Consider the following 26,227-nt stretch of genomic DNA (forward strand, 5'->3'; position numbering starts at 1 on the left):
CGTCAGTCGCGCCCCTCCGGCGCGCCCAGCGGAAACAGGTGCCGGTATGGCCGGGCCTCGTCCAGCGCCCGTGCATAGCTCGGCCGGGCCAGCAACCGGGCGCGATAGGCCCAGAGGTGCGTATATTTTTCCGGAATGGCGTAGGTCCAGTCCGCATAGAGAAGCGCAGGCGCCGCCGCGCAATCGGCGAGGCTGAACGCCTCCCCCGACGCCCATATCCGCCCCTTCATACGATCATCAAGCACCGCATAGGCCGTATCCAGCAGTGTTTTCGCCCCCGCCTCATCTGCTGCGCGGCCGAGCGCCTTGTAGATCAACTGCTGCTGGGGGGTGCTGACATAATTATCAAAGAAACGGTCCCACATCCGCACCTCCGCTGCCGCGACAGGCTCTTTCGGGACAAGCGGCGCAATGTCCGGATACCGCGCCTCAAGATATTCGATAATGCCTGTTGCCTCGAATACAAGCAGCTCATCATCCGCCAGAACGGGAAATTTCCCGATCGGCCACAGCTCCGCAAACTCGCTCGCCACCGGCTCACTCCCGTCGAGCATTCTGGTCTCAAACTCAATGCCCTTTTCATAAAAGGCGGTCTTCGCTTTATGGCAATAGGAGGAAAACGGATGCAGATAAAGGACGGGGGACATGTGAACATTCCTTTCTGTGTGGCTGCGTTGCCGGCAAGGCGCATCGGGTCAGACAAGCTTGAATGAGGCATTGGCCCGCGCAATCAGCTTTTCCGCCCCGTCCCGGATGACAATCACTTTCATTTCGGTAAAGCCGATGGAGCGGCCGGTTTTCAGCACCGCCCCCCTGAATTCCAGCCAGTCGCCAATTTGCGCGCTGTCCGTAAAATCGGTGGTCATGCTGAGGGTGACGGCGCCTATCTTGTCATTGGCAAATATCGCCCGCGCCTGCGCAAGCAGGGACATCCCCATAGCCTTGTCACTGAGGGCGGCGATCAGTCCGCCATGGGCGAAGCCGCGGGCGTTGCAATGGGCCTCCCGCACCTCTATGCCAAGGATCATCCCCGCCACCACCGGTTTGACGTAGATCGGCTCCCACGGATCGGTCAGCGGGCTTTTGCGGTGACTTGCCGTAAAACCATCGGGGATCTTGTTCATTGTTTTATTCCGCCATGTCCGCCTGTGATGCCGGGTCATTCACGCCCTGTTCACCCAAATTTGACCGCCCTGACAGGCAGGGCGCGCCCTCTGGACAATAACAGCGGAGGGCACCGATTGGCAACTCCGCCGGATCAGCGGCCTCATCAGCCAACCGGCCCTGCTGACCCGGATCACCGCATGAGGCGCGTTAAAAGTCGAACAGTTCCGACAGCAGGCTGGATTTCTTCTTGCGCTTGTGACCATAGCCCCGGTCATCATGGGAGCCGTGGGAACGATGCTGGCTGTCCCTCTGGCGCGTGTCATACCCCCGCTCCGGCTCCGGCGCGGCGGCATTGGTGCGGTCGATAATCTTGTCGAGCTCTCCCCGGTCGAGCCAGACACCCCGGCATTTGGGACAATAGTCAATTTCCACCCCCTGCCGGTCCGCCATCGTCATATTTACATCTTCACATACGGGACATTGCATACATATCTCTCCTGTCATTTTAATGACCGGGATGTAGGGACATGACCCGGCGATTTCAATCCCGCCTTTCCCGGACGCGGGCGCGCGCATCGGCCCTTTTGCGGCTGTTCGCATCACCCGAAACCGGAATATGGCAGGCGAAGCAATCTGCTTGACAAACAACTCCTTATACTTAGCATCAATTGCTCATATCGCCGGATCGGGAGCATGAACGATGCCGTTTCTGAGAAAAATTACCTCTTCTATATCCGTTATCCTGTTCACGGGCATGATGGCCCATGCCGCCCCGGCCGCAGATAACGATAAGTTTGATGTTGTTGGCTTTAAACTTGGCATGACGACTGACGAAGCCCAGCAGACACTTCGGGATTATGGCGCAGATGAAGCCTCGATCAGCATTTCACGCGTCGCGTTCACCTATAGCGATGGCGTCAATCACAATCACAAGACAGAAGACTTCATCTATCGCATCTCGGCAGGCAAACCAGTCCTCAACCAGGATGGCAAGCGGCAGGAAGATAGCATTATCCTTTACTTCTCCCCGCCTCCACAGGGCGGACGCCTCGTCGGGCTGCAGCGCCTGCTCAACAATGAGATTGATCCGATAACCGCCAACGAGTTTCGCGCCGCCGTGATTGGCAAATATGGCGAACCGCAGGGAACGAACTTCGCCGCCATCAACTGGAAATTCGGCGGCGGCACTCAGAACTGCGTCTCCAACGACACCAAAGGAATGGGGATTTCTCTGCCCGCAACATCGCGAAACCAGAGCATCCTCGATCTGGTCTATGCGAATTCCGGCACCGGATACCTGCTGGATCGATTCAGGATAGGCCGCGTCAAAAGTCTCGATCAATGCGCCAATATGCTGGAATATACCATCGCCGCACAAGGCGACATGCCAGCAACCCGCGTTCAGGCCACCATGATCGACGTGCAATCCTGGGTCAAAGCCGAGCTGGCGGCGGGCGAGGAAGTGGAAAAACTGCGCAAGGCCGCCGTTGAAAAGCGTATGGGCGGCGGTAAAAAACCCGCCCTCTGATCATCCCGCACTATCCACCGCAAATGTATCGGTGACGGCGGCCTCTATCTGAAAGAGGCCGCGCGCTGGTATGACCGGGATTGGGCAAACAGATGTACCCGCGGTGGTTATCTGCCAGCACTTCCCCGAAAGGGGGCGTTTTTTTTATTTCGCGCCTGCCTTTTGCGCATATTCCCAGGCGGATTTCGCCAGCGGCACAATGCGCTTCACCGCGACATGCGCCTTGTCGGAGGCAGCGGTTCCGTCCTTGATGCGGGCCGCAATCCCCTGCGAAATGGCGGCCAGACGGAACATGTTGAAGGCAAAATACCAGTCCAGATCGGGCACCTCATCATAGCCCGCGGTGGCGCAGTAACTCTCCAGCATCTCCTGAACGGTCGGGATGTTGAGCCCTTCAAAATCCGCGCCATGAAGTCCGCCAAACAGGTCATCATTGCGGATCCATTGCATCAGCATATAGCTGAGGTCCGCCATCGGATCGCCGAGCGTCGAGAGCTCCCAGTCAAGGACCGCGGCCACCCTCGGCTCCGTTTTATGGAACATGACATTATGCAGTTTATAATCGCCATGCACGATGGAAAGCCGCTGCTGCGGCGGCACGGTGCTCGGCAGCCATTCCAGCAGTTTTTCCATATCCGGAATATCCCGATCCTGCGCCGCCCGATACTGCCGCTCCCAGAGGCGGAGCTGACGCTCAAAATAATTCCCCGGCTTGCCATAGTCGCCCAGGCCGATTTCCGCCGGTGTGAAATTATGCAGCTTCGCAAGGGTTTCCGCCTGCGAGGTGAAAATGGCGCGCCTGTCCTCCCGGCTCACATCCGGCAGGAGCTGGTCCGAAAACATGCGCCCGTCCACCATGGACATGACGTAGAAAGCCGAGCCCAGAACAGCATCATCCATGCACAGGGCATAGGCGCGCGGAACCAGAAAATCCTGCGCATGCAGGGCTGATATCACCCGAAATTCCCGATCCACGGCATGGGCCGAGGCCACCAGCTGGCCCACCGGCTTGCGCCGCAAGACGTAGGATCCGCTGGCTGCCGTGATCCGGTATGTCGGATTTGACTGGCCGCCTGCGAATTTCGACACCTCCAGCGGACCGCGATAGCCATCGACCTGATCGCGCATCCAGCCATCCAGCTTCTCAACATCTATCGCCGGCTGCCCGCTTGCGGCTGCCTTGTCCGTATTCTGATCGTCTTTACCGCTCACTTTTTTTACTCCCTTATCTTTTAACCCCGAAAAGGTTTGAATGATTTATCATGTAATCCGGAGAGCCGCCTCCCCCTTCAGTAGAGAAAACGGCGTCCACATCAGCTTATTTGTCTGCGCCAGCATTTCGGAACCACGGCCCAAGTCTCTCCATAATCCCGTTTGTATCTGTCGTGATCGGCACGCTCGCTCCTCTTTCAACTTTTGAGCAGCCTTTTTCGCGTCACACGCATCGTCATCCTGACATCGGTATAAATAAATAGGTTGACCAATTTATTTATACCGATAGCTGTTTTTCTATGCAACTGATGTCCGTTTATTCCGCCAATGGCATCCTTGCTGGAAATCAATTCGCCCGCCTCACAGATCAAATAGAGTGATCAGCCCGGCCGTTTGAGCATGCCATTGAACAGCACATCAATATAGGTTTCGCACAGTCCGGCCATATATTCATGGGCGGGCGTGTCGATCTTGTGGATATCGCTGACCACCGCCTCAAAGACAATGCTGAGATAACGGGGAACCGAGATAATGGCGGTGAGATGCTCAACCGGCAGATCGCGAAGCTCCCCGCTTTCGACGGCCTCGGCAATGGTTCTGTCTATGATGGCAACAGAACGGCGAACATACTGATCCATCAGCCATTTGAACCGCTCCCCCCGCACGATTGCCTCATACTGGAAAATCCGGCCATATTCCGGCTCCTTTATCGAGGCGTCGAACAGCAGCCGGATATGGGTTTTTGCCCGCTCAACCGGCGGCAGCGTCGCAATCACCGGGTCATTGATCGGAAACACCGCCTTGCGCCGCCGCATGATGTAATGAATGGTTTCTTCCCAAAGCAGCGCCTTGGATTTGAAATGGTAGTGGATCATCGACTGACGCACGCCAACGGCCTTGGCAATGGCCACCGTGGTTACCCCGTCATAGCCGTAACGGGCGAAAAGTTTCGCCGCGACAGCCAGCAACTGTTCTCGAGAATCCCGATCCTGAGCCAACGCCTTATTGGGACGACCCGGCCCCTTGCTTTTCTTTCTTTTAACCAGCTTCATTTCTCTCGAGTTTTCATGTTGAGCCCGAATATACAAGATGCATGCCCCCGGACAAGGTATAAGTCAGAGATAGCCCCCGATATCATACCTTGTCTTCAATACAAAATTCTGAACTCACACGTAACGCCAGACAATATCCGGCCCCTCTTCTGTCCGCCCGTACTAACCAGACAGGCTCGGCAAGTAGAGCACCAGTTCGGGGTAAAATATCATGAGAAGCACAACCAAAATGTCAACGGCGATAAACCACATAACGCCCTTGAAAATAATCCCGAGGGTTATTTCTCGCGGCACCACTGTTTTCAAAACAAAGACGTTGAGCCCTATGGGGGGTGTTATCATGCCAATTTCCAGCATTTTCACAAGAAACACGCCAAACCACAACAGCGGGATATCCAGCTTGTCCAATACCGGCATAACAAGCGGAATGGTCAGCAGCATTGTCCCCAGCGGATCAATGAACATCCCCATAACGAGATAAACACCGATCAGGCCCAGAATAAGCAGCAGGCGGTCTGTCCCCAGTTGCAGAATGATGTCGGCAATCAGGTCATCCGTTCCCGCGAACGTCAGGAAACGGATAAAAAAGCTCGCCGCGATGGCAATGAAGAACAGGCTGGCCGTGGTGGTCAAGGTCTCAACCAGAGTTGCCTTGATGGCTTCGAAAGTCAGCGTTTTCTTGACAAAGCTGATGACGATTGTCATGAGAGCGCCGACCGCGCCTGCCTCCGTTGCCGTAAACAGGCCGGTGAACATACCGCCCAGCACGACGCCAAAGAGAACGATGACCGGCCAGACTTCCGTCAGAATGGACATCCGCTCTCCCCAGGTCGGATTGTCATCCACAGGCGGCGCCAGTTCCGGGTTAAGCCAGGCGCGGATCACGATCATCAGGACATAGGCGAAAGCGGAAAAGAGGCCGACACCAATCGAGGCGACGAACAGCATATTAATGGATGTTTCTGTGAAGATACCAAAAAGGATCAACAGAATACTCGGCGGGATCAGGGCCCCGAGCGTACCACCCGCCGCGACCGAGCCGGTGGCCAGCGTCGGCGCATAGTTATATTTCAGCATTTGCGGCACCGAAATTCGGCCCATCGCCGCCGCGCAGGCCACACTGGAGCCGGAAACCGCCGCGAAACCCGAACAGCCAAGCACCGCCGCAACGGCGAGCCCGCCCGGCAGTCGCGATAACCACAGACGCGCCGCCGCAAACAATCCGGAGGTCAACCCGCCATGGTGCGCCATGAATCCCATCAACAGGAACATGGGAATTGAAGACAATGTCCATTTTGCCGCAAAGTCATATGGAATGACCGACAGCATTCCCCACGCCTGTTTCGTGCCCAGGATCAGGCTGATACCAACGAATGACACGCATATCAGGGCAACGGCAATCGGAACACGCAACAGCAGCAGCCCCATCACGGTGAGCAGGCTGATCAGTCCGATGATTTCACTTTCCAAGGTTTCCCTCCCCGCTTGGTATTTTTTGATTGTTAAAGGCCGCGTCTTAACGCTTCGGCCTCGACGGTTTCGGGGCCCTTCATTATATGCCGCACGATTACGAGGGCCATGAGGGCAAAACTAACCGGTAGAATGAAGTATGTGGGCCAGGTTATCATGTTGATTTCCTGTTCCAGCACAAAAGCGCCAGTATGATATTTCTTCATTGCCAATTCCCACAGGCTGACAATCAGGGCGAAACAGACGATCAGGCTGAGCGCCCAGGAGAAATACATCGCCCAGTTTTTGGCTTTCCGTGACATCATCTGAAAGGCGATCTCGACGGTGATGTTATCGTCCCGCATTTCTGCCAGTGCAATGGGCAGGAAAACGACGGCAACCATGTAGTAATTGGTCACGATAACGGAATTTGCGGGTATGGGGCTATGGAATACATTACTTGCGATCACATCCGCCACGACCTGTATCATCATCAGGATCAGGATTACCGCCCCGACACCTGTCGAGGCGGCAACAAGCCTGCTGATCGTTTTGTCAAATAAACCGATCATTGGGTTTAGTTTAACTTGGAAATGTCAACTTTCGAGAAAACTTCATCATTGTAAAGTTTCCCCAGAGCGTCAGAATCCTTGTAGTCGATGGTTTCGACCAGCTTTTCCCATTTCGCCAGCAGTTCCAGGAAGCGATCCTTGCGTGCTTCGGCATCCGCAATGCCATATTGCTCAACCGCATTTTTCACGATCAGATCAATATCCTTCTTGCGAAACTCTTCATGCTTGGCCAGCAAGTCATCCTTCGGCTTGATGATCTCGACGCCATATTCGCCCGGCTTGCTCTCAAGAACAATCAGGTTATCCGCCTGATATTCCACGGTCGCCGTTGCATGGCCATAGGCCACCGCCTTCAGAAAGGCGCGCTTGTCTTCATCTGAAAAGCTATTCCAAAGATCAAGGTTCGTGCTGAACAGGGAATTGCCCATCCCGAGGCCGATCGGCGCATCCAGCAGATAATCGGTGACTTCACCCATGGAGAGGTTGATGATTGTATAGGCGGTATGGGTTGATCCGCTCAGAACGCCCTGGCTCATCGCACTATAGACATCGTTGGACGAAATATTGGAAGCCGAACCGCCCATTTCCGTAACCCAGCGGCCGAATGTCCCAAACCCGCGGATTTTCTGACCTTTCATGCTTTCAAGCGAGTCAATACGCGGCTTGGAATACATATAGTAGGGTCCGATTGCCATCGAGCCGGTCAGCAGCTGATTCTGCGCCTTGAATTCCGCAATGCAGGCTTCGCAGCTCATGTAATATTCGTTCAGGGCGCCCGTTGCGGCATAAGGGTTGGCGCTGGCTGTGGCCAGATCCGCGATCAGGTTGGTCTGCGGATATTCAGCACGGAAATAGGGTGCAATAACGAAGCCGACATCGCCCAGCCCCTGGCTGAGAGCGCCGTTGGTTTCTTTATAGCCGAACAGATTCCCGATATAGACCTTGGCCGTATAACGGCCGTCCGTTTCCTCGGCAAGGACTTCCGCAAACTTGTCACCGCCTCTGGTCAAGCCCGATTCATTGCCACCGAAAACATATTTCAATTCCTTCGCTTGAACCGAAGCGCTCATCCCGGCGACCATGGCGACGCCAAGAACCAAGGAAATATACTTTGACTTTTTCATTATGTTCATTCCTCCCTGAACTTTAGGACTGCAATGTTTGTTAATTTATCTGGATCCGGCGCTTTTGCCTGCGCCAGCCCGCTAGCTTACCGTAGTCTTCTTATTTATTTTTACCGCATATTAACCATCGGTCCTTTCCTGTGTCAATATTAATTGGTCAATCTAACAATTTATTTATCTGTGACACACCAAATCTGAAATTTGCCATTTCTCCATTACCCGGATGACTTTCTGCGCTGTCTTCATTTTCTTTAAATTGGCGAAATGGACCGGAATTTTGGCGGCATCCGGGAGGGGCGGCGGGCGGGCGCGCGCTCCAGAATATCCGCGATCCGGGACCGGGTTTCCGACGGCAGTATCAGCTCATCGGCGCCAAATCCCTCCACCGCCTTCAGCGGGTCGATTTCACGGCGCATTTCATCAATCAGCTCCTGTCGGCGCGCCTTCGGATCGGGCGCATTCTGATAGAGCTTGGAATAGGCCACATCAATCGACCCCTCCACCGACATTGCGCAGATTTCGGCGGTTGGCCAGATAAGGCAGGCGTCCGCGTCAAAACTGCGGCCACCGGCCATCGCCACATATCCGAGCCCATAGCCCTTGCGCAAAACGATAGAGATGCGCGGCACTGTTGACTGTCCGAGCTCGAACAGCATCTTGGCGCTGCGCCGCCCGAGATTAGAATCCTCCGCCGGGCTGCCGATGGACATCCCCGGAATATCCACCAGATAGATCAGCGGCACACTATAGGCATCGCACAAGGCGATAAAATGCGCCGCCTTTTCGCAGGCATCCGCGTTCAACATCCCGCTCAGATGCAGGGGCTGATTGGCAATGATGCCCACCGGCCGACCCTCTATCCGGGCCAGCGAGGTGATGATATTTTTTGCAAAACCGGGTTTGATTTCAAACACGCTCTCCGCATCGGACAGGACCTCGATCACCCGCCGCATGTCATATGATTTGCGGGTATTGGCGGGCACGATGCTTTCCAGGAGTATCTGATCTTCTGCCGCGTCCCGCGTCGCTTCGATATTTGCCGGTGCCTGCGCGTTGGACGGCAGATAGGAAAGAAACCGCTTCAGGGCGTCCAGCGCCTCTTCCTCGCTTTCCACCGCCGCATCGGCGAGACCATTCCGGTCCACCTGCCGCGCGGTACCGCCCAGATCGTCGGCGCTGATCACCTCGCCGGTCCCCGCTTTCACCAGCGCAGGACCCGCCAGCCCCATGGTGGATTTGCCTTTCACCATCATCACCAGATCGGCCATGCCGCTATAGTTGGTATTTGCCGCAAAGCCGAACCCCAGCACGGCGGACACCATTGGCACCCATCCCGTCATGCGGGAAAATGTTGCAAACAGATCCCTTGATCGCGCGTAGGAACGGGAATTCTGGCCGTCCTGAATGCGGTGGCCGCCGCCATCGAGCAGCATGACCAACGGGCAGCCATACTGTTCGGCAAGTTTGGCGATACGGACAAATTTCTCACTGCCAAGATGCCCCGAGCTTCCCCCGTACACGGAAAAGTCCTGCGAGACGATCATCACGGGGCGGCCCTCAATCCGCGCCGATCCGGCAACGATGCCATCGGCCGGCGCTTCACGCGTCAGGGCCGGGTTACGGATCAGGCTGCCGATTTCCTTGAAGCTGCCCTCATCACATATATAGGCAATCCGCTCGCGCGCCGTGAGAGAGCCCCGCTTGTGCTGGCCTTCAACCACCTCGGCGCGCGCCTCATCAAGAACCGATTGTCTTGCGGCGCGGGCAATGTCGATGGCCTTTTCGGTTTCCGCATCCGGCCCTTCTTCCTCCTGGCTCGTCTGCTCCATCTCTCCGGCGTCAGCAGGCTCGAAAAAATACAGCGCCTCCCCGCGCTCAATTGTCCCCCCCTGCGAGACGGGCACCAGACGGACAATGCCGGATGTTTCCGCCGTAACGACATGCTCCATTTTCATGGCCTCGATCACCGCCACCTTGGTCCCTGCCGCAATCAGCGCCCCCTCCTCGGCTCGTATTTCAACCAGCAATCCGCCGATGGGCGCGGACGCGGCCTGCGTGCCGGAAGGGCCGCTGGCGGCCTGCGTCGCCGCTCCCTCCTCTGCTGCCGCCACGATATCTTCTCGGAACAGCCGGGGATGTTGCACCCCTGCTTTGACGATTTTCGGCGCCTGCTCCCCGACCAGCCCGGTCGTCATCCGCCCGTCGCGCACGTCGGCAAGTTGCATCAGGCTTTGCAGAAAGCCGATATTCGTATCCAGCCCGTCAATGTGAAATTCCGACAGGGCGCGATAGCCGCGCGTCAGAACATCCCGAAGCTGACCTGACGGGGCAAACGCAATCACCTTGGCAAGCAGTGAATCAAAAGCGGATGTCGTGCGGTAGCCCGGATAACCGAACGTCTCGACACGGACGCCCGCGCCACCGGGGGGAGAAAAGGCACGCAAGGTGCCCCCCGATGGCACGGCCGTACCGTCGTCCGCGATCTGCTCCATGTTCACCCGAAGCTGCACGGCCATACCGCGCGGGCGGCCGACCGCCACCTGCGTCAGCCCGAGTGAGGGCAGGCTTTGTCCTGCTGCAAGCCTGACCTGGGTTTGCACAAGATCAATTCCCATCACCTCCTCGGTCACGGTGTGCTCAACCTGCAAGCGCGGGTTGGCCTCCATGAAAACAAAGCGCTCTGCCGCCGGATCGGGGTCAACCAGAAATTCCATTGTGCAAAGCGTATGTATCTTTGCCGCGCGGGCAAGCGCGACGGCGGCATCGGCGATCTGGTCCCGCAGGGCCGGATCAAGCCCCGGAGCGGGCGCAAATTCGATCAGCTTCTGGTGCCGACGCTGAAGGCTGCATTCACGCTCAAACAGATGAATGACATTGCCCTCTTTATCCCCGAGCACCTGAATTTCCACATGTCGCGCAGGCCGGATCAGCTCCTCGATATAAAGCGCGTCCGAACCGAATGAAGCCTTCGCTTCAGAACCGGCGCGCGCAAATGCCTCTTGCAGATCAGAAACCTGCTCGACAATCCGCATGCCGCGCCCGCCGCCGCCGGCCAACGCCTTGATCATCGCGGGCCTTCCGGAAAACCCTTCCATGATCCGCCGGGCGTCTTCCAGGCTGGTCGGACCGACACTTCCCTCGGCGAGTGGCACACCAATCTTTTTCGCCAACTCCCGCGCCCGTCCCTTATCCCCCAGCAATGCGAGAGCCGCCGGATCAGGACCGATGAACGTCAGCTTTGCGTCCGCACAGGCTTTCGCAAACTCCGCGCTTTCGGACAGGAAGCCATACCCCGGATGGATTGCATCACAGCCGCTTTCCACCGCCGCGCTGATTATCGCCGGGATGTCGAGATAGGCCGCCGCCCCCCGCCCCGGCAGGGCGAGTGACTGCCCGGACTGGCTGACATGCAGTGATGTGGCATCTTCCGGCGCATAAACCGCAACCGTCGCGATATCCATCTCGTTCGCCGCGCGGGCAATACGGATGGCAACCTCTCCGCGGTTTGCAATGAGTATTTTTTCAAACATCTGTTCTCTGCCCACGCACTGTTTCCGTGCGGTGCTCCCTTTACTGGTTATTGTTCTCTTACCACGGATCAATATATCGCTGCGGGACGGACCCCCACGGCTTCGCGACATGACCTGCCAGCATCACCGTGATCAGCCTGCGGGTATCTTCCGGGTCAATCACGTCGTCTATTTCAAAATGGCTTGCGACATTGAGCCCTTTCCCCTTTTCATAGGCGGCGGCGACCATTTCCTGATATTTTGCTTCCCGTTCGGCCGGATCTTCAATCGCCTCAAGTTCGCGCCGGAAACCGAGGCGGACGCTGCCTTCAAGGCCCATGCCGCCGAACTCACCGAGTGGCCATGTGACCGCATATTGCGGGACAAAAAAGTCACCGCCCGCCATCGCCATGGCGCCGAGCCCATAGGCCCGCCGCAACACCACCGTCATCAGCGGGGATTCCAGCGCCGCCGCCTTGATAAAGAAGCGCGAGAACTGACGCACCGCCGCCTCCTTCTCGGAGTCGGGGCCAACCATAAAGCCCGGCGTATCGCACAGCGAGACAACCGGCAGGTCATAAGCATTGCAAAGTTCAATGAACCGGGACGCCTTGCTGGCGCCTTCACTATCAATTGCGCCGGACAGATGCTGGCTGTTATTGGCGATCAGGCCGAAGGGCCGCCCTTCAATGCGGGCCAGCGCCGTAATGATGCCCGCGCCATAGCTCGGCCGGATTTCAAGGACGGTTCCCGTATCGCAAAGCGTCTCGATCACCCGCCGTACATCGAAGGCGCGCTTGCGGTTTTCAGGAACCAGATGACGCAGCAACCGCTGATCCGCGCACTCCCACTGATCGACCGGCCCCTGGAAATAGGAAAGATATTTGCGGGCGACAACGGCCGCCTCGGCTTCGTCCTCGACCAGAATGTCAATGACACCATTGGCCGTCTGCACATCGACCGGACCGATGTCCTCAGGCTTGAAAACACCCAGTCCGCCGCCTTCAATCATCGCCGGCCCGCCCATGCCGATATTGGCGTCAGGCGTCGAAATGATGACATCGCAACAGCCGAGCAGCGCCGCATTCCCGGCGAAGCATCGGCCGGAGACAATGCCCACCGACGGCGCCTTTCCGCTGCGTCGGGCCATCATGGTGAAGGTCGAAAAATTCAGACCCGCCACCCGGATATTATCCACATCGCCCGGACGGCCGCCGCCGCCTTCCGCAAACAGGATAAGCGGCAGGTTATCGCGGGCGGCAATATTGAAGACCCGATCCATTTTCTTGTGATTTGCCCGCCCCTGCGTTCCGGCAAAGACGGTATAGTCATAGGCGATCACGGCGCAGTGGCTGTTTCCTTCAGGAAACAGATCGGAGTTGACGCGTGCCGTTCCGGCCACCAGCCCGTCGGCCGGGCTCATCCGGATCAGCTCCTCCAGGCTGCGCCGCGTGCGCTGCTCCGCCAGTACCAGGGCGCCATATTCACGAAAGCTGTCAGAATCGCATACGGCGGCAACATTTTCACGCGCCGTCTGCTGCCCGGTTTTCCGCCGCCGCGCAACCGCATCCGGACGGAATTCATCCTGCAACATATTCTTGCGCTCGATCACTTCCGCGAGCGAGGGCGGAATGGCCTCAATGGATTGTTCAGCCGCATCAACTGCTTCCGCCGCCGTCCCCCCTTCAGGGTCGATGAAAAGGATTGCCGAGCCAAGATCAAGCTGCACGCCATCCTCCAGCAGGACTTTCGTCACAAGCCCACTTTCCGGCGCCGTTACCAGATGCTCCATCTTCATCGCTTCAAGGATGGCAAGCGGCTGATCCTTGCCAATGACATCGCCTTCAGACACAAGGACTTCCGCCAGGTAGCCAACCATCGGGGCGGAAACGGCCACGTTGCCCGGCGGCACCTCGATGGCGTGCGTAGCTGGCTTTTCGCTCTGCTCCTCCGGCGGCCGTTCCGCATTTTGCAGATCAAGCGCGCTTGCCACCAACTCGCCCGTATGCTCTTCAATGAAACGGGTAAAAACTGTATTGGCTGCCAGCGCCGGGTGGGCCAGCAAAGCCCGCTGGAAAAACAGATTTGTCTCAACGCCGCCAATGCCACATTCCCTGAGGGCGCGCTGCGCCTTGACGAGCAGACGGCGATAGCCCGCCTCACCGGATCCATTCACCGAGACGATCACCTTGGCAAGCAGGCTGTCATACGTCGGAAGCGCGCGATACCCCGAGTAGCCGAAGCCGTCTATCCTGACGCCCGGTCCGGAGGGCATGTCATAACGGGACAGGGTGCCGCTGGCCGGGAGAATCTCTCCCGATGCTTCCACCCTCTCCATATTCACGCGGAGCTGCACCGCAAATTTTGACGTTTTGGAGAACTGATCCTGCGACAGACCGATGTCGGCAAGGGTCTCCCCCGCCGCGATGCGAAGCTGCGCCTGCACCAGATCGACGCCGGTTACTTCTTCGGTCACCGTATGTTCAACCTGAATACGCGGATTGACCTCCATAAACCAGTAGCGGTCGCCCTTGTCCGCATCCAGCAGGAATTCAAAAGTCGCCGCGCCGCGATATGCGACATCCGCCGCCATTTTCAACGCATCACGGCACAGCGCATCGCGGGTTTCTGCGGCAAGGCCGGGAGCCGGGGCAAATTCGACCAGCTTCTGATGCCGCCGCTGCAAGGTGCAATCTCGCTCCCCGAGATGGATCAATCCCCCCTGTCCATCGCCAAGGATCTGCACTTCGATATGCCGGGCGCGGGGCAAATATTCCTCGATATAAAGCTCCGCGCTGCCAAACGCCTTTCTGGCTTCCGAGGCACAGGCGGCATAGGCAGCCTCCAGATCCTCCCCCTTATGGACAACCCGCGCACCGCGACCGCCGCCACCCAGCAGGGCCTTGAGAATAATACTGCCATTTCCGCCGGCCTTTTCAAAAAAGGCGCGCGCCTCTTCGGCGGTTGTGGGCTTGCTGGTGCCCGGCAACAGGGGAACGTCGAGCCTCATCGCCAGCGCCCGGGCCGCGGCCTTGTCGCCAAGCTGCCGTAGCATCTCGGGCGTCGGACCGACAAAAACAAGGCCTGCCTTCTCACAGGCCGATGCAAACTCCGCGCTTTCGGACAGGAATCCATAACCCGGATGCACCGCCCTACATCCCGCGTCTTTCGCGGCGGCGACAATCGTTTCAATATCCAGATACGCCGCCACGCCCCTGCCTGGCAACGCAACAGACCGATCCGCCGCCGTGACATGCAGGGAACCGCCATCATCGGAGGCATGAATTGCAACACTTTCGATGTCCAACTCAGCAAGGGCGCGCGCAATACGCACCGATATCTCACCGCGATTTGCAATCAGTACAGGTCCAGGTGACAAGGCAGGCTCCATTCGGTTCAGGTCAGTCTCAGAAATTTTTTTGGACGAGCAGTTTTGTTTTTCCCGTTCTTCTCCACTCGATTTTCATCATCAATTATCAAAAAATAAATTGATTTGTCTACCAATTTATTTTTAACTGATGTCCGCAAGGGATAATCGGCACCCGCCTGGAACTGGCGGCGGCGGGCCGCCCTTTCGGGAACTAAAGAGAATGCCGATATATCGGGCACAGATACAGGGGAAAATTCATGAGCTCTCAGCCGCAGCATCGATTAAAGGTAAAATTACCTCCTATGATGGAACGGACGGCCAGTTCCGTTATGACATCGGCATTGGAAAGGATCCCCGACAAAATCGCGCTTCGCGATCCGGCGCGTGAGTTCAGCTACCGTGGGCTGGTCGAAGAAGGGCTGAAGCTGGCCGGAGCTCTCATTGATCTCGGGTTGAACCGGCAGCAGACAGTTCTAGCCATGCTGGATAACTCGGCAGATTTTGTCCTGCTTTCGACCGGGCTTTCCCTGACCGCCCGCATCGAGGCGCCCGTCAACACGGCATATCGCGGGCCCCTGCTCGCACATGTGATCCGGACTTCCGGCGCAAAAATCATGATTATCGAGGAGAAATATCTCGAACGTCTCATTGAAATCGGCAACGATCTGGAAACTATTGACACCCTGATCATTCGCGGCGCAGGCGACACGGCCCCCGACCTGCCGCCCCATATCAAGGTGCTCGACTTTGACAGGCTTGAACGTCGGCCGGAGCCCATGGATGATGTCAAGCCCTGGGATATTATCTGCATTATCTATACATCCGGTACGACCGGCCCGTCAAAAGGGGCGCTGATCAGCCATGCGCAAGCCTACAGCTACGCCTCCATCGTGCAGCAGGAAAACCTTGATTCTACCGATGTCAGTATGGTTGTGCTGCCGCTTTTCCATGTGACCGCCAAATGGGCCGGTATCTATGCCGCCTTTATCTACCAGGCCTCCGCCGTCATTTTGCCCGGATTTTCCGCCACCACCTTCTTCGATAGCGCCCGTAAATACAAGGCGACCTCTGCCCGGATGCTGGGCACCATTGCGCAGTTTCTGCTGAACCAGCCAGAGCGGCCCGATGACAAGGACCAACCTATCAAGAAAGTCGGCATCACGCCCGTCATCGCCGATCTGGAGCGCTTCAAGGAGCGGTTTGGCATCAGCGGCGTTGCCACCGGTTACGGCTCGACAGAGGCGTCCGTCATCGCCACCGCGCCGATGGGAAAAGGGATGAGCGGCTATGCCGGTTACGTCCGGGACGACTATGAATTCCGCATTGTTGACGAATATGATATGGACGTTCCGCCGGGCGAGGTCGGGGAAATGGTTGTCCGTTCCAATGAGCCATGGATGATCATGCAGGGCTATGTGAACATGCCCGAAGCGACCAACAAGGTCATGCGAAACGGATGGTTTCACACCGGCGATCTGATGCGGGTTTCCCCGAACGGCCAGCTTATATTTTGCGATCGCAACAATGACGCCCTTCGCCGGAAGGGCGAAAATATTTCGAGTTTCGAGATCGAACGGGAGATCAATGCCCATCCTGCGGTCATCGAATCGGCGGCCATCAAAGCGCCGAGCAACCACACGGATGATGACGTCAAGGCCTGCATCGCGCTCAAGCCGGGGCAATCAGTCTCTCCTGAAGAAATAATTACGTTTCTAAAGCCACGCCTGCCGGGATTTATGCTGCCCCGATATGTGGAGTTCCTTGACGCCCTGCCTAAGACGCCGACGGAAAAAATCCTGAAAGCCGAGCTCAGGAAAACCCCTTTCACCCGGCAGACATACGACTGCGAATCCGGGCGGTACATGGCACAGGACGACCCCGCCTGATATTGCCCGCCGCCGCGACACATAATAAATATTGATCCAAGGAGTAATAATATGAGTGGCCCTCTTACAGGTCTTAAAGTGGTTGAATTTTCCGGCATCGGACCGGGGCCGTTCTGCGGCATGCTTCTCGCCGATATGGGCGCGGATGTCATCTGTATTGACCGGAAATCGTCAGAAAATGGCTCGGCCATTTCGGTACTGTCCCGGGGCAAACGCTCCATCGCTCTGAATCTTAAGGATCCTGCGGACGTTAAAACCGCCCTGCGGCTTGTCAAACGCTCCGATGTTTTGCTGGAGGGCTTTCGCCCCGGCGTCATGGAACGGCTGGGTCTTGGCCCGGATACTTGTCTTAAAACCAACCCCGCCCTGATTTATGGCCGGATGACCGGTTGGGGACAGGAAGGCCCCCTCGCCCATGCCGCAGGTCATGATATCAACTATATCTCCCTGACCGGCGCCCTCGCCGCCATCGGACCGAAGGACGGTCCGCCGTCCATCCCTCTCAACCTGATCGGAGATTTTGGCGGCGGCGCGCTCTATCTCGCCATGGGCATCTGCGCGGCGCTGTTTGAACGTTCCCGTTCCGGCAAGGGGCAGGTTATCGACGCCGCCATGGTTGACGGCGCAACCTCCCTTGCAGGGAGCTTCCTTGCGCGGGCGCTGGAAGGCAAATGGAATAGCGAACGCGCCTCAAACCAGATCGACGGCGGCGCCCCCTACTATAATGTTTATGAAACGGCCGACGGCGAATATATCTCCATCGGCAGCATCGAACCGCAGTTTTTTGCGATGCTCAAAGACAAGTTGGAACTTGATGGCCCACTCTGGGAACAGCAGATGAACCAGGATAACTGGCCTTTGATGAGCGATGAGTTGCGCAAAGTATTCCGCCGCCGCACGCGCAGTGAATGGTGTGATCTGATGGAAGGCACGGATATTTGTTTCGCCCCGGTCCTTTCCTTCTCGGAAATCACCAGCCACCCGCATATGAAAGCGCGGGAGGTTATCGTATCGGTGGATGATACGCCGCAAAGCAACGCCGCCCCCAGATTTTCCAGAACACCGTCCAAAGTTGGTCGGCCACCTGAAAAAACCGGCATGCACACAGAAGAAATTCTCAAGGAACTGGAAGGCGAAGCCGTCGGATAATAACAATCATAAATTGAATATTTATGATTTTCCCGACGTCCTCGATTTCTCTCAGAAAATCGCAGAAAGCTGAAAAATATGTAAAACAGAACGGCTCACTGATCCATCAGAAGAAAGTCGGGACGGAATCCGGTCCAGACCATCATCCGAACACCGTCACCGAAAACTTGCTAGATCGTCCGTTTGTTGATATTGATTGATGTACCAATAAACAACTAAAAACGGCTAGCTGTTTTACTCAGAACTAAATGCGGGCGTATCGGGCAAACAGGCTGGGAATGGGGAAGATTTCTGTGGCAAGAGGCATAGGCAATATGGCCATTCGGCCTCGGCAACAATGATAGAAAACAGCAGTATCGGAAACCACGCAATATAAACGAAAATAACCGCGCTGCCGTTTACATAATATTCTTAAGAAGAAAACAGGCGAAAAACGGATCCGTCGAGGAGAAAAACATGCAACCAACAGAGTCAGTCTCAGCGCCCTTTTCTGATCCGCGCATTCCCCCGCGGAATCAATGTGTGCTGCGGCACATTCTCGACCGTTCCGCTGATGAGTTCCCAGAACGCGAATTCGCCTGGTTCGAAAATGACGACCCCTGGTCTTACCGGCGGATGCAGGAAGAGACGCAGAGAACTGCGGCGGGCCTGCAAAAACTCGGCGTCAATCGGGGCGACCGGGTATTGGTCTGGATGCCCAACGGTCCCCTGATTCTGCGCTGCTGGTTCGGGATCAATTATATCGGCGCTGTATTCGTTCCCATCAACATTGCCTATCGCGGGACATTGCTTGAACATGTTATCCGCAATTCCGGCGCAAAAGTGCTGATTGCCCATGCCCAGCTTATCGAACGGCTTGACGCCGTCGACCTCGCCGGTCTTGAAATGATCATTTCAGTTGACGGAACCACCGATTTTGACAGGTTGACGGTCCGCGGCACTGACAGTCTCGGCGCAATGGGGGATATGCCCGAACCGCTGGACCAGCCCGTTGATCCGTGGGATCTGCAATCCATCATCTATACCTCCGGCACGACGGGGCCATCCAAGGGGGTTTTATCGTCCTACCTGCATCTTTATACCATGACGACCAGTTTGCAGGTGATGCTGACGGCCGAAGACAGACGCTTAATCAGCCTGCCCATGTTTCACGCCAGCGCGACAAACGCCATATATGGCATGCTTGTAAAAGGCGGCTCTATTGCCATCGTGGATTCCTTCAAGACAGATCGGTTCTGGGATACAGTCCGGCAGGCGAAAGCAACAAGCTGTACATTGCTGGGCGCGATGACGCCCTTTCTCATCAAGGCCCCCGAACGCCCGGATGACCGCGATCACCCCCTCAAGTCGGCCATGATGGTGCCCCTGTCCGAAGACGCCGGCGCCTTTCATGAACGCTTCGGTGTCGATATTTATACCGCCTTCAACATGTCGGAAACCAGCGGGCAAATCCTGTCGGAGAAAAACCCGACAAAAGCCGGAACTTGCGGCAAGGCCCGCCCGGGCACACAGGTCAGGCTGGTCGACAAGAATGATTGCGAAGTCCCGGTCGGCACCATCGGCGAGATGGTTATTCGCGATGACAGGCCCTGGGGGTTGAGCCACGGATATAACAACAACCCCGAAGCGACCGCCGCTGCCTGGCGCAACGGCTGGTTTCACACGGGTGATCTGTTCTATCGTGATGAAGACGGCAATTACTTCTTCATGGACCGGGCAAAAGACGCCATCCGCCGCCGCGGCGAGAATGTCTCCTCGTTCGAGGTTGAAAATGACGTGCTCGCCCATCCGCACATCCGCGAAGCCGCCGCCATCGGCGTGCCCAGCCCGCTTGGCGAGGATGAAGTCATGATTGTCGTATCACCGACACCAGAGCGCGTCATTGATCCGGTAGAACTGATTGAATTCTTGCGCCCCCGCATGGCGCATTTCATGATCCCCCGCTACATCAGGATCATGGAGGCGCTGCCCAAAACACCCACTGAAAAAGTCCAGAAACATCTGCTCCGTCAGGACGGCGTAACGGACGATACATGGGACAGGGAACAGGCGGGCATCCGGATCACCCGCGATAAAATAGTCAGCGCAACGTAAAGGCAAACGGATATAGCTTTCCCTGCGGGGCGGTCCGATAACCGATACTGGATAACCGAGACCGCCCTTTCCGCTTTTATCCCGAACTGGGAGGGGTTCGCGACAATGCGGAAAATACAGATCACGGAAATCCAGCATCGACCCCGAAATAGCGGTCAACTTTCATACCGGCCTTCGGAAGAACAACTACTGCGGCCAGAACTGATACACTCCGGATTTTCGAAAGAATGCCTATCCGGTTTGCTTTTTGGCCGCTTCATCGCGTTTTTTCAGGCTCTCCCGAAAGGCCGGAGAAACGCCGTTTGGATGGACGGGCAATTGCCATTGCATCTGATTGTTGGCATGGCATAGCTGGTGCAGGCTGAAGACATGCATCATCGCGTTGCGGCGTCCCTGAACATCCTGCACGTGATTGATGGCTTCCTTTGTCGCCTTTAACGCAAAGGCAGGCTTGCGGGCAATCTGCGCCGCCAGATTAAGCGTGAATTCTTCCAGCTCCTCTTCCGGCACGACTCTATTGACCATGCCGAGGGCCTTGGCATCGTCGGCCGACAGCCAGTCAGACGTAAACAGCCATTCTTTGGCCTGACGGACACCAATTTCCCAAGGGTGCATGAAGAATTCAGCGCCGCAGACCCCCATTTCCAGCGTGGGATCGCGGAACTGGGCATCCCGCCCCGCCACGATAAGATCGCAGCACCAGGCCAGCATCAAACCACCGGCGATGCATTTTCCCTGCACTTGCGCAATCATCGGCTTGGGAAGATTGCGCCAGCGCTCGGTCATTTCCAGATAAATTTCCTTTTCACGCGCATAACGCCCTTCGGCGCCGCCCAGATCAAACCCACCCCATGTTCCAATGACGGGAAAATCGCGCCAGGTCTTGCCCCGGTCTCCACCCAGATCATGCCCGGCGGAAAAATGCGGCCCGTCACCGGCAAGAATGATCACCTTGATATTGTCATCCTGCGCCGCATGATCAAATGCCGCATTCAATTCATACGTCATCTGCAAACCTTGTGCATTCCGGGCATCCGGCCGCGCCATCGTCACGCGCGCCACATTCGGTATCGGCTCATCATAGCGAACCTGCTCAAAGACCGGCAATTCTGCATTCCCTGCGGTTGTCTGTTCCATAACTCACCTCCTTTGTTGTTTTCCTGCCCATTCGCCCGGAAGCATTAATCCGACGGGTGACTAGTTTACCCGGCGTGACTGATCGCTCCAAAAGCGCTCCCGCAGTTTGTTTTTGAGAATTTTTCCGGGACCGCTTTTCGGCAATGCGTCGGCGCTGAATTCCACCGATTTCGGGCATTTATATCCCGCAATCAGCGTGCGGCAGTGGGCAATGACATCCGCTTCCTGCAGAGTGGCGCCTGACTTGAGTACGATGATCGCCCGGACCGCCTCGCCCCATTTCTCGTCAGGGATGCCGATAACCGCGCATTCCGCAATATCCGGATGCTTGTAAAGAGCATTTTCCACCTCGGCGCTGTAGATATTCTCACCGCCACTGATGATCATGTCCTTGATACGGTCGGCAATGAACAGATAGCCGTCTTCATCCATATATCCCGCATCCCCGGTATGCATCCAGCCGCCGCGCAGTGTTTCGGCCGTCAGTTCCGGCAGTTTCCAATAACCTTTCATCACGGTCGGCCCGCGCACCACAATCTCCCCGACTGTCCCCGCCGGTACTTCGCGACCATCAGGATCCGTGATCTTTATCTCTACAGTCGAAATCGGCTGCCCGGCAGAGCGGCGCCTGCTTTCCTTGCCCTCCGGCGGCATATGGTCTTCATGCCGCAATTGCGAGACAGTCGGCGACAGCTCCGTCATCCCGTAGGCCTGCAACATTCGGGCCTCAGGAAAAACCTCCGGCAATTTGAGAAGCAGTGACTCTGGCATGGGCGATGCGCCATAAACCAAAAGACGAATGCTGCTAAGATCGTACTTCGCCAATTCGGGCCAGTTCATAATGCTGTTCAGCATCGTCGGCACAAACGTCACATGGGTAACTCGTTCATGCTGGATTGCATCCAGAACATCAGGCAAGGCAAACTGCGGCAGAATAACAAGTGTCGATGCCGCAATAGCGGCGCTGTAAATGCGCCCGCCGCCAGCCAGATGGAACAACGGCCCGCTTAACATCGCAACCGAATCGACGTTCATCCTCATTTCACTGGCGGAACCGACATGATTCCACCATATATTATCATGGGTTAGCATGACCGCCTTGGGCGCGCCTGTCGTGCCGCCCGTGTAATAAAGACAGGCCACATCATCGCCCCCGCACATGGCATCTTCCGCCGGCTTGGACTTGGCCAACAGTTCATCATACGACAAAACACCGTCAGGCGCAGGGCCGTCATCGATATACACAACATGCAAAAGCCCCTTCGCCTCCTGGCGGATCTCCGGCAGCATCGACAGATGGTTGCTATCAACCATCAGTATTCGGGATTCACTGTCATCAAGGCAGGCAACAATCTCTTTGACTGAATGCCGGGTATTCAACGGACAGATGCACCCACCCGCCCAGACAGAGCCAAAATAGATTTCGATATAACGGTAGTTGTTGTTGGAGAGGACGGCGACCCGATCCCCCTTTTCAAAACCCAGTGAGTGCAGCGCGCCCGCCTGCCTGGCGACGCGGTCAACATACTGATCCCATGTTATCCGGTGTTCACCGTCAACGACGGCGGCTTCATTCCGCCTTAACCGACGCCCCCGGCGCAACGTATTCGTTAAATGCATACGGTAAGTGTTTTCAGACATTTTCCCTGACCCGTTCTTATTATTTTTATAATTGACCCACTCCCATACCGCACGGTCAATCAGTGTTTTAAAACAAGGTATCGCAGCGTCTTCAAGTAAACAACATTTTTCCCATATCGTATTTCATTTTCTATATAGAATACCTCTATTTGAACGTCATGCGTGAGGCGACATCCGAGACATCTTTCATGGCCGTGACAAGGCGGCCGATTTCATCGACCGTGTGCTGCCCGCTAAACATGGTGGCGACGAGACAAAGCTGGGGCTGATCCTGCTCTTCCTGGAATACCGGAACCGCCAATGTGGTGACCCCTTTCACCTGGCTGTTTTCATCCATCGCGTAACCCAGCGTCCTGACATCGCGCGCCTCGCGCATGAACTTTCGAAAATTGGGAACTTCGCCCCAGCGCAGCGTTTCAAAACGGGAGCGAAACTCGCTCTCTGTCAGGTCACTGTAGGCGAGCATGCAGCGACCCATGGCACCTAGCCACATCGACAGCCGCTGGCCGGGTGATAAATGAATACGCACGGCCGCATCGCTGTCCGCTTTCGCCAATAATGACATCTGCTCATTATCTGTGCGTCGCCAAAGGGAAACCATAATGGTGAATTCCGTCGCGACCTGCTTCATCCTGGGCTGGATCAGCTGCAAATCGTTATTTGCCGAGATAATCGGCTGAGCAAGATCAAGAAGGCCCAGCCCCAACGCATAGCGCTTGGTCTCACTATTAAAAGAGACAACCTCTTCCGCTAAAAATGTCTTCAATATGTTGTAGCATGTACTCGCATTGATCCCGACATCCCGCGCAATCTGGGAGACGCCAACAGGTGTATTCCTGTTCCCCAAATAGCGAAGAATGCTGAGCCCGCTGATAACCGCGCCCACCGGCTTATACGATGTCTTGTCTTTCGATGCCTTATCAGTGCGGATTTCCTTGAGCGACACGCGCGCCTCCAATTGTTTTCTGTGACCGGCGAGACATCCGTCTTTCGCTATATAGAATTTGTATCTTCCAAGAAAATATATATACTTGGCTGAATATCAACAATAATACATGGAAGCACCATGATAACCCGCACAATTTTCAAGCATGAACACGAGCTTTTCAGGCAAACCGTCCAGCGATTTATCGCACAGGAAATCCAACCCTATCATTCGGAGTGGGAGGAACAGGGCAAAATTCCACGCGAGGCGTGGTTGAAAGCAGGTGGCGCGGGACTATTATGCTGTGCAATTCCTGAGCAAAACGGTGGCATCGGCGGCACATTCCTGCATAGTGCGATTGTCATGGAGGAACTGGGCCGCTCTGGAGCCAGCGGGCCATCCTTCTCCCTGCATTCTGATATTGTCGCGCCCTATATCCTGACCTATGGCACGGAAGCCCAGAAACAGCGGCTTCTTCCCGGCATGGCAAGCGGTGAAATCATTGGCGCCATCGCCATGACAGAACCCTCCGGCGGCAGCGACCTGCAGGCCATGCGAACCACCGCAATCCGGGACGGCGATGACTATGTCATCAATGGGCAAAAAACATTCATCAGCAACGCGCAAAATGCCGATTTCATTATTCTGGCGGCCAAAACTGACCCGACGGCACGCGGCAAAGGCGTCAGCCTTATTATCGTTGAAACCAACCGGCCAGGCTTCAAACTGGGCCGACCGCTGCATAAAATTGGCAGCAAGGCGATGGACACGTCTGAACTGTTCTTCGACAATGTCCGTGTCCCGGTCGACAATCTGCTGGGGGTCGAGGGCAACGGCTTTCTCCAGCTCGTCACAGAATTGGCGCAGGAACGGCTGCTGCAGGCAATCCGATCCACCGCCGCGTCGGAAGCCGCCCTTGAATGGACCGTGGCCTATACCAGCGAGCGGCAGGCCTTCGGCAAACGGCTGGCGGACTTTCAGAATACGCAATTCAAGCTGGCGGAAATGAAGGCGGAGCTGATGCTGCAACGCGTTTTTGTTGACCGCTGCATTGAACTCCACCTGGAGCGAAAGCTGGATGCGGTCGATGCGGCGGTTGCCAAGATGACATCAACAGAGTTGCAGGGCAAAGTTATGGATCAGTGCCTGCAGCTGTTCGGTGGGTGGGGCTACATGTGGGAAGTGCCGATTGCCAGAGCCTATGCCGATGCCCGCATGTCCCGTATCGCGGGCGGTTCGATAGAGATCATGAAGCAAATCATCGCCCGCAGCATGTTGTCATAGGTATGATCCGCGCGGCCACACGATGCGTAAAAACCATAGGCGGTTTGTCGGCAACACAGATAAGCTCCCATGCCGCATGGCAGCTTGCTGCGCCCCTAAACCAAACCGCCTCCCCTTCCGTATAGAGCGCCGGAAGGCTTGTCCCAGATCTATTGCATCATCAACGATGGCAAGAAATATGATCGCCACCATTTAATAATTGGAAACCATTTCCAATGTCGCCACGATGGGGCATTCAGGAAGTATTTGCTGAGCACATCCGCCAAAACACAGCATCATGACCGCGGTGAGAAGGCCGCCCCCCCCCAGTATCCTATGCGGGCCATTGCATCAACTACATGCATTATCCACTTCATAACAGGCTTCCTGACTGTGGCCAAATCAGCTTCTGTTCTTGATATGCAGCCTTGGCGTCGGTCGAACCATTCTTGAGCCCGCTATCAAGAAAGCAACAGCACATCAAGAAGCAAATTCTTGCCTGTTTACCTGTGATCATGTTGATGGCGGGTATGATTGCGGGCTATTGCGCGTGTCCTGCTTTCCGCCGCCCTATCGGATGGATTAGGAGACCTTCGCGCGGGCCCCTTCGGGCAGATAGGGCGTAATATTCTGCCGGGCGCGCGCGAGAAACCCGTCTTTCTCCCCCACCGGCGCGAAATAATGCAGCGCTCTTGATGCGGTCTCCATCCCGTCCAGCATGGCGATGACCCAGCCGGTCAGATAGGCCGAGCCGAGACAGCCGCCGGCCGTCGCCACATTGCCATGTGCGACGAGGGGCTGGTTCAGAACCTCAACCCCGGCCTCTTGCACCCATTCCTTGGTCGCGCTGTCCGTGCAGGCGGGCACCCCGCCGAGCAGGCCGAGCTTTGCCGCCATCAGTGTGCCGGAGCATTGCGCGGCAATCACCTGGCGCGCGGGATCAAGCCTTATCCGCTTCATGATCGCCGCCTCCTCGACAATCTGGCGGGTCATCGATCCGCTGCCGATCATCACCGCATCGGCGTCGCTCGCCTCCTCCAGCATGGATTGAGCACGGATCGTCAGCCCGCCCATGGAGGTCACTTCATCCTCCGGGCAGCAGACGGTAATCTCCCAGTCCGGCTTTTGCAGCCAGTGCAGCATCCGGTACGCCACGAGGGAATCGATCTCGTTAAACCCTTGAAATGTGAGGATCGCGATTTTCATGAC

Annotated in this window: 19 protein-coding genes; 5 read left to right on the plus strand and 14 right to left on the minus strand. The window is 56.4% G+C overall.

Translation table 11 applies throughout. The features are described from left to right. Window positions 1-2: 2 nt before the first annotated feature. From CMN55_RS12495 to CMN55_RS12505, 3 genes are all read right to left on the minus strand, one after another. The gene (locus tag CMN55_RS12495) at window positions 3-647 is read right to left on the minus strand and encodes a glutathione S-transferase family protein (protein ID WP_293950145.1); all 645 of its coding nucleotides are present in this window, start codon (window positions 645-647) and stop codon (window positions 3-5) included. A 48-nt stretch (window positions 648-695) separates the two neighbouring features. Continuing rightward, window positions 696-1,124 (minus strand): PaaI family thioesterase, encoded by a 429-nt coding sequence (locus tag CMN55_RS12500; RefSeq protein WP_293950146.1) that lies wholly within the window; start codon window positions 1,122-1,124, stop codon window positions 696-698. Window positions 1,125-1,314: 190 nt separating this feature from the next. After that, a complete protein-coding gene (locus tag CMN55_RS12505) occupies window positions 1,315-1,593 on the minus strand; it encodes a TFIIB-type zinc ribbon-containing protein (RefSeq protein ID WP_293950147.1) in 279 nt (92 codons plus the stop codon). 214 nt (window positions 1,594-1,807) lie between these two features. Here CMN55_RS12505 and CMN55_RS12510 point away from each other — a divergent pair, with 214 nt between their 5' ends. Further along, on the plus strand, window positions 1,808-2,635 hold the full coding sequence (locus CMN55_RS12510; RefSeq protein ID WP_293950148.1) for a hypothetical protein: 828 nt from the start codon (window positions 1,808-1,810) through the stop codon (window positions 2,633-2,635). Window positions 2,636-2,779: 144 nt separating this feature from the next. Here the strand turns inward: CMN55_RS12510 and CMN55_RS12515 are convergent, their stop codons facing one another. The 7 genes from CMN55_RS12515 to CMN55_RS12545 form a co-directional block, all read right to left on the minus strand. Next, complete coding sequence (locus CMN55_RS12515) at window positions 2,780-3,847, minus strand: phosphotransferase family protein (RefSeq protein ID WP_293950149.1); 1,068 nt, start codon at window positions 3,845-3,847, stop codon at window positions 2,780-2,782. A 380-nt stretch (window positions 3,848-4,227) separates the two neighbouring features. Then, window positions 4,228-4,899 carry a TetR/AcrR family transcriptional regulator gene (locus tag CMN55_RS12520; RefSeq protein ID WP_293950150.1) on the minus strand — a complete coding sequence of 224 codons (672 nt, stop codon included), beginning with the start codon at window positions 4,897-4,899 and terminating at the stop codon, window positions 4,228-4,230. A 162-nt stretch (window positions 4,900-5,061) separates the two neighbouring features. Continuing rightward, on the minus strand, window positions 5,062-6,369 hold the full coding sequence (locus CMN55_RS12525; RefSeq protein WP_293950151.1) for a TRAP transporter large permease: 1,308 nt from the start codon (window positions 6,367-6,369) through the stop codon (window positions 5,062-5,064). Between the two features lie 32 nt (window positions 6,370-6,401). After that, window positions 6,402-6,920: a TRAP transporter small permease gene (locus CMN55_RS12530; RefSeq protein ID WP_293950152.1), complete on the minus strand. Its 519-nt coding sequence runs from the start codon at window positions 6,918-6,920 to the stop codon at window positions 6,402-6,404. 5 nt (window positions 6,921-6,925) lie between these two features. Then, window positions 6,926-8,044: a C4-dicarboxylate TRAP transporter substrate-binding protein gene (locus CMN55_RS12535; protein WP_293950153.1), complete on the minus strand. Its 1,119-nt coding sequence runs from the start codon at window positions 8,042-8,044 to the stop codon at window positions 6,926-6,928. 251 nt (window positions 8,045-8,295) lie between these two features. Next, the gene (locus CMN55_RS12540) at window positions 8,296-11,574 is read right to left on the minus strand and encodes a carboxyl transferase domain-containing protein (RefSeq protein ID WP_293950154.1); all 3,279 of its coding nucleotides are present in this window, start codon (window positions 11,572-11,574) and stop codon (window positions 8,296-8,298) included. A gap of 58 nt (window positions 11,575-11,632) precedes the next feature. Then, the gene (locus tag CMN55_RS12545; RefSeq protein WP_459253665.1) at window positions 11,633-14,944 is read right to left on the minus strand and encodes an acetyl-CoA carboxylase family protein; all 3,312 of its coding nucleotides are present in this window, start codon (window positions 14,942-14,944) and stop codon (window positions 11,633-11,635) included. A gap of 281 nt (window positions 14,945-15,225) precedes the next feature. Between CMN55_RS12545 and CMN55_RS12550 the strand changes: the two genes are divergently transcribed. The 3 genes from CMN55_RS12550 (at window position 15,226) to CMN55_RS12560 (ending at window position 20,052) form a co-directional block, all read left to right on the plus strand. After that, window positions 15,226-16,809, plus strand: a complete 1,584-nt coding sequence (locus tag CMN55_RS12550) for an AMP-binding protein (RefSeq protein ID WP_293950156.1) — start codon at window positions 15,226-15,228, stop codon at window positions 16,807-16,809. Between the two features lie 51 nt (window positions 16,810-16,860). Continuing rightward, window positions 16,861-17,958, plus strand: coding sequence for a CaiB/BaiF CoA transferase family protein (locus tag CMN55_RS12555; protein ID WP_293950157.1), 1,098 nt, complete (start codon window positions 16,861-16,863; stop codon window positions 17,956-17,958). A 522-nt stretch (window positions 17,959-18,480) separates the two neighbouring features. Continuing rightward, a complete protein-coding gene (locus CMN55_RS12560; protein WP_293950158.1) occupies window positions 18,481-20,052 on the plus strand; it encodes an AMP-binding protein in 1,572 nt (523 codons plus the stop codon). 231 nt (window positions 20,053-20,283) lie between these two features. Here CMN55_RS12560 and CMN55_RS12565 read toward each other — a convergent pair whose 3' ends face one another. The 3 genes from CMN55_RS12565 to CMN55_RS12575 all read right to left on the minus strand — a co-directional run bounded on the left by CMN55_RS12565 (window position 20,284) and on the right by CMN55_RS12575 (window position 23,776). Then, entirely contained in the window at window positions 20,284-21,189 is a 906-nt protein-coding gene (locus CMN55_RS12565; RefSeq protein ID WP_293950159.1) for an enoyl-CoA hydratase, read from the minus strand. Window positions 21,190-21,249: 60 nt separating this feature from the next. Next, the gene (locus CMN55_RS12570; protein WP_293950160.1) at window positions 21,250-22,830 is read right to left on the minus strand and encodes a long-chain-fatty-acid--CoA ligase; all 1,581 of its coding nucleotides are present in this window, start codon (window positions 22,828-22,830) and stop codon (window positions 21,250-21,252) included. 145 nt (window positions 22,831-22,975) lie between these two features. Then, complete coding sequence (locus CMN55_RS12575; protein ID WP_293950161.1) at window positions 22,976-23,776, minus strand: IclR family transcriptional regulator; 801 nt, start codon at window positions 23,774-23,776, stop codon at window positions 22,976-22,978. A 120-nt stretch (window positions 23,777-23,896) separates the two neighbouring features. Here CMN55_RS12575 and CMN55_RS12580 point away from each other — a divergent pair, with 120 nt between their 5' ends. Next, window positions 23,897-25,039 (plus strand): acyl-CoA dehydrogenase family protein, encoded by a 1,143-nt coding sequence (locus CMN55_RS12580; RefSeq protein ID WP_293950162.1) that lies wholly within the window; start codon window positions 23,897-23,899, stop codon window positions 25,037-25,039. 561 nt (window positions 25,040-25,600) lie between these two features. Here CMN55_RS12580 and CMN55_RS12585 read toward each other — a convergent pair. Continuing rightward, entirely contained in the window at window positions 25,601-26,224 is a 624-nt protein-coding gene (locus CMN55_RS12585) for a DJ-1/PfpI family protein (RefSeq protein WP_293950163.1), read from the minus strand. Window positions 26,225-26,227: the final 3 nt, after the last annotated feature.

The sequence above is a fragment of the Sneathiella sp. genome (genome assembly GCF_002694385.1).
In the GTDB taxonomy this organism is placed as follows: Bacteria; Pseudomonadota; Alphaproteobacteria; order Sneathiellales; family Sneathiellaceae; genus Sneathiella.

Bases quoted from the DNA above. Each gene is read 5' to 3' on its own strand.
- CMN55_RS12495 (WP_293950145.1), bottom strand. From the start codon at position 647: ATGTCCCCCGTCCTTTATCTGCATCCGTTTTCCTCCTATTGCCATAAA.
- CMN55_RS12500 (WP_293950146.1), bottom strand. From the start codon at position 1,124: ATGAACAAGATCCCCGATGGTTTTACGGCAAGTCACCGCAAAAGCCCG.
- CMN55_RS12505 (WP_293950147.1), bottom strand. From the start codon at position 1,593: ATGCAATGTCCCGTATGTGAAGATGTAAATATGACGATGGCGGACCGG.
- CMN55_RS12510 (WP_293950148.1), top strand. From the start codon at position 1,808: ATGCCGTTTCTGAGAAAAATTACCTCTTCTATATCCGTTATCCTGTTC.
- CMN55_RS12520 (WP_293950150.1), bottom strand. From the start codon at position 4,899: ATGAAGCTGGTTAAAAGAAAGAAAAGCAAGGGGCCGGGTCGTCCCAAT.
- CMN55_RS12530 (WP_293950152.1), bottom strand. From the start codon at position 6,920: ATGATCGGTTTATTTGACAAAACGATCAGCAGGCTTGTTGCCGCCTCG.
- CMN55_RS12535 (WP_293950153.1), bottom strand. From the start codon at position 8,044: ATGAAAAAGTCAAAGTATATTTCCTTGGTTCTTGGCGTCGCCATGGTC.
- CMN55_RS12540 (WP_293950154.1), bottom strand. From the start codon at position 11,574: ATGTTTGAAAAAATACTCATTGCAAACCGCGGAGAGGTTGCCATCCGT.
- CMN55_RS12545 (WP_459253665.1), bottom strand. From the start codon at position 14,944: ATGGAGCCTGCCTTGTCACCTGGACCTGTACTGATTGCAAATCGCGGT.
- CMN55_RS12550 (WP_293950156.1), top strand. From the start codon at position 15,226: ATGATGGAACGGACGGCCAGTTCCGTTATGACATCGGCATTGGAAAGG.
- CMN55_RS12555 (WP_293950157.1), top strand. From the start codon at position 16,861: ATGAGTGGCCCTCTTACAGGTCTTAAAGTGGTTGAATTTTCCGGCATC.
- CMN55_RS12565 (WP_293950159.1), bottom strand. From the start codon at position 21,189: ATGGAACAGACAACCGCAGGGAATGCAGAATTGCCGGTCTTTGAGCAG.
- CMN55_RS12570 (WP_293950160.1), bottom strand. From the start codon at position 22,830: ATGTCTGAAAACACTTACCGTATGCATTTAACGAATACGTTGCGCCGG.
- CMN55_RS12580 (WP_293950162.1), top strand. From the start codon at position 23,897: ATGATAACCCGCACAATTTTCAAGCATGAACACGAGCTTTTCAGGCAA.
- CMN55_RS12585 (WP_293950163.1), bottom strand. From the start codon at position 26,224: ATGAAAATCGCGATCCTCACATTTCAAGGGTTTAACGAGATCGATTCC.